Genomic DNA, 1,078 nt, shown 5'->3' on the forward strand with positions numbered 1-1,078 from the left:
GCGGATGGAACCAATGTCAGGTGTTCCAGTGCTTCAATTACATCATCATCTCCTGGTTTAAAATCAACATCGACAAAATTATCTCCGGCAGCGATCATTACTGTTGGCAGGCTTTGCAGGTCTGCCAGTGCAGCGGTGGAACTGCCATCGCGGGTAAGTGTGACGGTGATCGGAGAAACGGAGGTTACGCCAACCGGCAGACTGAAACGGTAAGTGCCGGTGCCGCCTTCCGCAATCGTAGCCGGGCCGGTAACAGTGATTGTTTTATCCGTTGCATCCGTAATGGTGATGTCAGCTTCATTGGTAGAAGTATAACCGAATACAGTGGCACTTGAAGCCAACTTCAGCAGTTCAGATATTTCGATTAGATTATCCGTGTTAGCTGTAACGTCAAATTCTATTTCATTCGCTCCGGCCAGGATGGTTACCGTGGCAGGGAACATTACATCAGCGGCGTCAAGCGTAGCGGTGGAACCTGCCGCTTTGGTGAGTGTAACGGTGATGTCCTGGGTAGAAGTGATACCCGTTGGCAGGATCGCTTTGATCTTCACCACACCGCCTTCTGCTACTGTAGCAGTGGCCGGCGTTAAAGTGATTGTTTTATTGGCGCTGGTACCGGTTGCATCGGTGATGGTTACCGTGGTGCCGGTTACTGTGATGCCTTGCGCGTTGATACCATCGATTACTACGGTTTCACTGGCTTCCAGCAGCTGGTCGCTGTTTGTTGTCAGGGTGAATGTGCCGGTGGTAGCACCTGCATTGATCGTGATCGTCCCCAGTGCATCATGCTCGGAATCCCCGGCAGTTGAACTGCCGTTTTTACTTAATGTAACGGTCAGGTTATTCACAGCAGTAACACCACCATTCAATGTGGCCGTGATCACGGTGCTGCCGCCTTCCGCCACGGAAGCAGGTGAGGCGGACAGGATGATGTAGGCGCCTGCAAGATCCTGGTCGGTGATGTCGAAACTTACGGATTGGCTAAAGGTGAAGCCGCTTGCGGATGGAACCAATGTCAGGTGTTCCAGTGCTTCAATTACATCATCATCTCCTGGTTTAAAATCAACATCGACAAAAT

Annotated in this window: 1 protein-coding gene; it reads right to left on the reverse strand. The window is 51.1% G+C overall.

What is annotated here, in order from left to right:
- Positions 1-1,078: hypothetical protein (locus tag J7I43_RS24620; protein ID WP_209148697.1), on the reverse strand; the 1,078-nt coding region annotated here is incomplete at both ends.

It is taken from the genome of Chitinophaga chungangae (assembly GCF_017742215.1).
GTDB lineage: Bacteria > Bacteroidota > Bacteroidia > Chitinophagales > Chitinophagaceae > Chitinophaga > Chitinophaga chungangae.